This window comes from Mesorhizobium sp. M7A.F.Ca.US.006.04.2.1 (genome assembly GCF_004022915.1).
Classification (GTDB): Bacteria; Pseudomonadota; Alphaproteobacteria; order Rhizobiales; family Rhizobiaceae; genus Mesorhizobium; species Mesorhizobium ciceri.
Window position 1 is genome coordinate 1 of sequence record NZ_RZQA01000414.1, and the last position, 5,554, is coordinate 5,554.

General features: G+C 64.2%; 5 protein-coding genes. 2 read left to right on the forward strand and 3 right to left on the reverse strand.

Going from position 1 to position 5,554, the window contains the following annotated elements; genetic code table 11:
- Both EN925_RS21080 and EN925_RS21085 read left to right on the forward strand, forming a co-directional pair.
- A partial coding sequence (locus tag EN925_RS21080) for a thiamine pyrophosphate-dependent enzyme (protein ID WP_245487255.1) occupies window positions 1-617 on the forward strand: 617 nt, incomplete at its 5' end.
- 169 nt (window positions 618-786) lie between these two features.
- A complete protein-coding gene (locus tag EN925_RS21085; RefSeq protein ID WP_063171055.1) occupies window positions 787-1,494 on the forward strand; it encodes an SDR family NAD(P)-dependent oxidoreductase in 708 nt (235 codons plus the stop codon).
- 97 nt (window positions 1,495-1,591) lie between these two features.
- On the opposite strand, the gene rpsA is transcribed toward EN925_RS21085, so the two are convergent.
- From rpsA to aroA, 3 genes are all read right to left on the reverse strand, one after another.
- Window positions 1,592-3,289, reverse strand: a complete 1,698-nt coding sequence (gene rpsA / locus EN925_RS21090; protein WP_013528183.1) for a 30S ribosomal protein S1 — start codon at window positions 3,287-3,289, stop codon at window positions 1,592-1,594.
- 215 nt (window positions 3,290-3,504) lie between these two features.
- The gene (cmk, locus tag EN925_RS21095) at window positions 3,505-4,149 is read right to left on the reverse strand and encodes a (d)CMP kinase (protein WP_032898722.1); all 645 of its coding nucleotides are present in this window, start codon (window positions 4,147-4,149) and stop codon (window positions 3,505-3,507) included.
- Window positions 4,150-4,216: 67 nt separating this feature from the next.
- Window positions 4,217-5,554: 3-phosphoshikimate 1-carboxyvinyltransferase (gene aroA, locus EN925_RS21100; protein WP_245487256.1), on the reverse strand; the 1,338-nt coding region annotated here is incomplete at its 5' end.

A 5,554-nucleotide genomic window follows, 5' to 3' on the forward strand; every position in this document is an offset into this window, starting at 1 on the left:
TGCTTCTGAAAACCCGCCATGTCCGGGCAAGCGAGGGCGGTTCGTCGCGCGCCGCTACTACACGCAAAGCAGCCTTTGCCGAGCTCAATCCGACACTGCAGGGGCAGGTGCGCGCCGTCGAGATGATCCGCGACGCTTTGCCGGGCGCGCTCATCGTCGGCGATTCGACGCAGCCGATCTATGCGGCCAACCTCTATTACGACCATGATCGGCCAGGCGGTTGGTTCAATGCCGCCACCGGCTTCGGCGCGCTTGGCTACGGCCCGCCGGCCGCAATTGGCGCGGCCCTTGCGATACCCGATGCGCCGGTCGTCTGCCTCACGGGTGACGGCGGCTTCCAGTTCACGCTGCCGGAACTGGGCGCCGCGCTCGACGCGCGGGTACCGGTCATCTTCGTCGTCTGGAACAACAGAGGCTACCGCGAGATCGAAACCTCGATGCTCGATGTCGGCGTCGAGCCGGTCGGCGTATCGCCGGCGCCGCCGGATTTCTGCAAGCTGGCCGAGGCCTATGGCATCGGCGCCGAACGGCTTGCCGATATCGATGCTCTCGCGGACGCGCTGAAGCGCGCCCGGGCCACCGGACTGCCGCGCGTCATCGAAATCACAGTTGACTGAAGCGCGGGTTTCCCGTTTTGGCGGACCACGGCTGAAGTGTCGGACGCATGCAAAGACGCGACAACTGCCATGTCGAGATGTCAATTGAGTGATGGCGCAAAAGGCGCGACGCTTCGCGTCGGCGGCACAGAAACGACCTAACGATAAAAAAATGACAGGAGCGTCCAAGATGACGGAAACACTTGAAGGCAAGCATATCGTCGTGACTGGTGGGACCGGTGCGCTCGGCGGTGCGGTTGTCGGCAAACTGCTGAGCGACGGCGCGATCTGCCATGTGCCCAATGCTCATGCCGCCGCCCCTACGCATTTCCCCTTTACCTCGCATGACCGTGTCCAGCTGGTGCACAACGTCGATCTCTCGGACCCCGCGAAGGTCGAAGCGTTCTATAGCCAGGTTCCGGGCCTTTGGGGCTCGATCCATCTGGCTGGCGGCTTCACCTCGGCGCCTGTTGAAAAGATCGAGTCGGCGTCCTTTGCCGAGATGATGGACACCAATGCGCGCACCGCCTTCCTGTGCTGCCGCGCCGCGATCCGCTCGATGCTGTCGTCGGACACGGCGGGCCGCATCGTCAACGTCACCGCGCGCGCCGGGCTCGATCCGCGGCGCGGCGCCGGCATGGTCGCTTACGCCGCCAGCAAGGCGGCGGTGGCAGCCATGACGGTGGCGATGGCCGAAGAGCTGAAGCACAAGGGCATCCTGGTCAATGCCGTGGCGCCGTCGACGCTAGATACGCCGGCAAACCGCGCCGATATGCCGGATGCCGATGTCACAAGATGGGTCAGCCTCGAAGCCGCCGCCGAGGCCATCGCCTATCTCGCCTCGCCGGCCAATCAGGCGATGAGCGGCACGCTGGTGCCGCTTTACGGCAGGGCGTAACTTTCCAACCTTTACCTAGGTCAAAGAAAAACCCCGCCGGATCGCTCCGGCGGGGTTTTGTTTTGGAGCCTGTGCGAAGGCTTCGCGGTGCGAAGACTTAGCTGCCCTGCTTCTTCAGCGCGGCACCCAGGATGTCGCCCAGCGAAGCGCCGGAGTCGGTCGAGCCGTACTGAGCGACCGCTTCCTTCTCTTCGGCGATTTCCAGCGCCTTGATCGAGACCTGCAGCTTGCGGGTCTTCTTGTCGAAGGCGATGACGCGGGCATCGACCTTCTGGCCGACGGTGAAGCGCTCGGGGCGCTGCTCGTCGCGGTCACGGCTCAGGTCGGAGCGCTTGATGAAGGTTTCGATGCCGCTGTCGACCAGCCGCACTTCCAGACCGCCATCCTTGACGCCGATGACTTCGCAGGTAACGACCGCGTTCTTGCGCAGTTCGCCTGAAGTCGCCGCTTCGCCGACCGTATCCTTGGCCAGCTGCTTGATGCCGAGCGAGATGCGCTCCTTGTCGATGTCGACGTCGAGCACCTGCGCCTTGACCATGTCGCCGCGATTATACTCTTCGATGACCTGCTCGCCCGGACGGGTCCAGTCGAGGTCGGAAAGGTGCACCATGCCGTCCACGTCGCCTTCGAGGCCGATGAACAGGCCGAACTCGGTCTTGTTCTTGACCTCGCCCTCGACCTGGCTGCCGACCGGATGGCTAGAGGCGAAAGCCTGCCACGGATTCTCGAGCGTCTGCTTGAGGCCGAGCGAGATGCGGCGCTTGGCCGGATCGACTTCGAGCACCACCACGTCGACTTCCTGGGTCGTTGACAGGATCTTGCCTGGATGCACGTTCTTCTTCGTCCACGACATTTCCGAAACGTGGATGAGACCCTCGATGCCCGGCTCCAGCTCGACGAACGCGCCGTAGTCGGTGATGTTGGTGACGGTGCCCTTGATCTTCTTGCCGATCGGGAACTTGGTGCCGATCTCGGACCACGGATCGCTCTCGAGCTGCTTCATGCCGAGCGAGATACGGTGGGTTTCCTGGTTGATGCGGATGATCTGCACCTTGACCGTCTGACCGATGTTGAGGATTTCGGTCGGATGGTTGACGCGGCGCCATGCCATGTCGGTGACATGCAGCAGGCCGTCGATGCCGCCGAGGTCGACGAACGCACCGTAATCGGTGATGTTCTTGACGACGCCTTCGACAACCTGGCCTTCTTCGAGGTTCTGCACGATTTCCGAACGCTGTTCGGCGCGGCTCTCTTCGAGCACGGTACGGCGAGACACCACGATGTTGCCGCGGCGGCGATCCATCTTGAGGATCTCGAAGGGCTGCGGGTTGTGCATCAGCGGGGAGACGTCGCGGATCGGGCGGATATCGACCTGGCTGCGCGGCAGGAAGGCCACGGCGCCGTCGAGGTCGACCGTGAAGCCGCCCTTGACCTGGTTGAAGATAACGCCTTCGACGCGCTCACCCTTGGTGAACTTCTCTTCGAGGCGGACCCAGCTCTCTTCGCGACGGGCCTTCTCACGGGAAAGCATTGCTTCGCCAAGCGCGTTTTCAATGCGCTCGACATAGACTTCGACGGTGTCACCAACCTTGAGGGTAGTGTCCTTGCCCTTGACGCCGAATTCCTTCAGCGGCACGCGGCCTTCGACCTTGAGGCCGACGTCGATGATGGCCATGTCCTTTTCGATCGCCGTGATCGTGCCCTTGACGACCTGGCCTTCGCCGGAGTGACCGGTGGTGAATGATTCTTCGAGCAGGCTCGCGAAATCATCGCGAGTGGGATTTGCAGCTGACATTGTTTCTCCTGGAGTGCCCCGCATCTGGAAGCGGGACGGGCGCCGTGGGTTAGCGTTGCGTTGGCCTGCCGGCGTTCCGGGCTACAAAAGCCCTGGGCCGCTCTTTAAGCGGCAATTCCGGCGCATGTAGAATGCTGGCAGGCTGGTTCGTGCCCGATATGGGTATTTTCTTCGCCTCCGACAACGGAAAGACGAGGGAAAAACCCGGATCAGACCTAGTCTCTCTTGGCCAAGACGTCATCGATGATCGCCATGGCTGCAAGAAACGCGGCTTCTATAGCCATTTCGCTGGTATCAAGCAAGTGCGCGTCGGCGGCCGGCTTCAAAGGTGAGTCGGCACGGCCCATGTCGCGCTGGTCGCGGCGCATGATATCGGCGAGGATCTCGGTAAAATCAGCGGTCCCGCCGATGCTCTCGATCTCGGCCAGCCGGCGCTGTGCTCGCACCTCGGCGCTCGCCGTCACATAGAGTTTGATGTCGGCGTCGGGGCACACCACGGTGCCGATGTCGCGCCCATCGAGCACCGCACCCGGCGGTGTCTTGGCGAAGTCGCGCTGCTTTTCGACGAGGATGCGCCGCACGGTCGGGTACACTGCGACCTTGGAGGCCGCCTCGCCGACCGCATGCGCCGACAAGACCGTCCGGTCGAGCTTTGCCAGATCGACCTGGCGGGCAGCGGTTTCAGCCGCCGAGACATTGTCGAGCGGCAGCGCGTGCTGGATGAGCGCATAGGCCACGGCACGGTAGGTGAGGCCGGTGTCGAGCAGGTTGAGGCGGTAGTGGTCGGCCAGCCGGCGGGCGAGGGTGCCCTTGCCGGCGCCGGCGGGGCCGTCGATGGCGATGGTGAAGACGTGTGTCATTGGCAGACCGCCGAAAGGGTTGGGCGCTGGCCTGCCAACGTACCAAGGCTATTGGTTGCCACGACCGTCACCCGATCTCCGCGCCCAGCGCCGTCATCAGCCCCATGAACTCCGGAAAGCTGGTCGCGATCATGGCGGCGTCGTCAATGGTCACCGGCTTTTCCGTCGCCAGCCCCATGACCAGAAAGCTCATGGCGATGCGGTGATCGAGATGGGTCTGCACGGTGGTGTCCTTGCCATTGGGATGGCCGCCAAGGCCCTTGCCGCCCGGTTTGCCGCGCACGGCAAGCGAAGCTTCGCCTTCGGTGCAGTCGACGCCGTTGAGCGTCAGCCCGTTGGCGACGGCCGACAGCCGGTCGGATTCCTTCACCCGCAACTCCTCCAGCCCCTGCATCAGCGTTTCGCCCTCGGCGAAGCTCGCAGCGACCGCCAGCACCGGATACTCGTCGATCATCGACGGCGCCCGCTCGGGCGGCACGATGACGCCCTTGAGCTCGGAGTAACGTACCCGCAGGTCGGCGACATCCTCGCCGCCGGCATTGCGCGGGTTGAGGATGTCGATGTTGCCGCCCATCTCCTGCAGCGTCAAAAGCAGGCCGGTGCGGGTCGGGTTCATCAGTACGTTTTCGATCGTGATGTCCGAACCCGGCACGATCAGGGCGGCCACCAGCGGGAAGCCGGCTGAGGACGGGTCGCCCGGCACGGCGATGGTCTGGCCGGTCAGCTTGCCCTGGCCTTCGATGAAGATGTGGCGCACGCCACGCTCGTCGGTTTCGACCGACAGATTGGCGCCAAACCCCTTCAGCATCTTTTCGGTGTGGTCGCGTGTCATCACCGGCTCGATCACCGTGGTGATGCCGGGCGTGTTGAGGCCGGCGAGCAGCACTGCGGACTTCACCTGCGCCGAGGCCATCGGCACGCGATAGGTGATCGGTGCGGCATGCTTGGGTCCATGCAGTGTGATCGGCATGCGGTCGCCCGGCGTCGCCTTCAGCACCTGCACGCCCATCTGGCGCAAGGGTTCCAGCACACGGCCCATCGGCCGGCCCGACAGCGAGGCATCGCCGATGAAGGTCGTCTCCATGTCATAGGTGCCGACAAGGCCCATGGTCAGCCGCGAGCCGGTGCCGGCATTGCCGAAATCGAGCGGGCCTTCCGGCTGCAGCAGCGCGCCGTTGCCGGTGCCGCGGATCACCCACTCGTCGCCGTTCTTCTCGATATGCGCGCCCATTGCCTTCATGGCCGCGCCCGTGCGCATCACGTCCTCGCCTTCGAGCAGGCCGGTGATGCGGGTCTCGCCGGAGGCGAGGCCGCCGAACATGAAGGAACGGTGCGAGATCGACTTATCACCCGGCACGCGCGCGATGCCGGAAAGGGCTGGGGATTGGCGGGCGGTGTCCGGCTT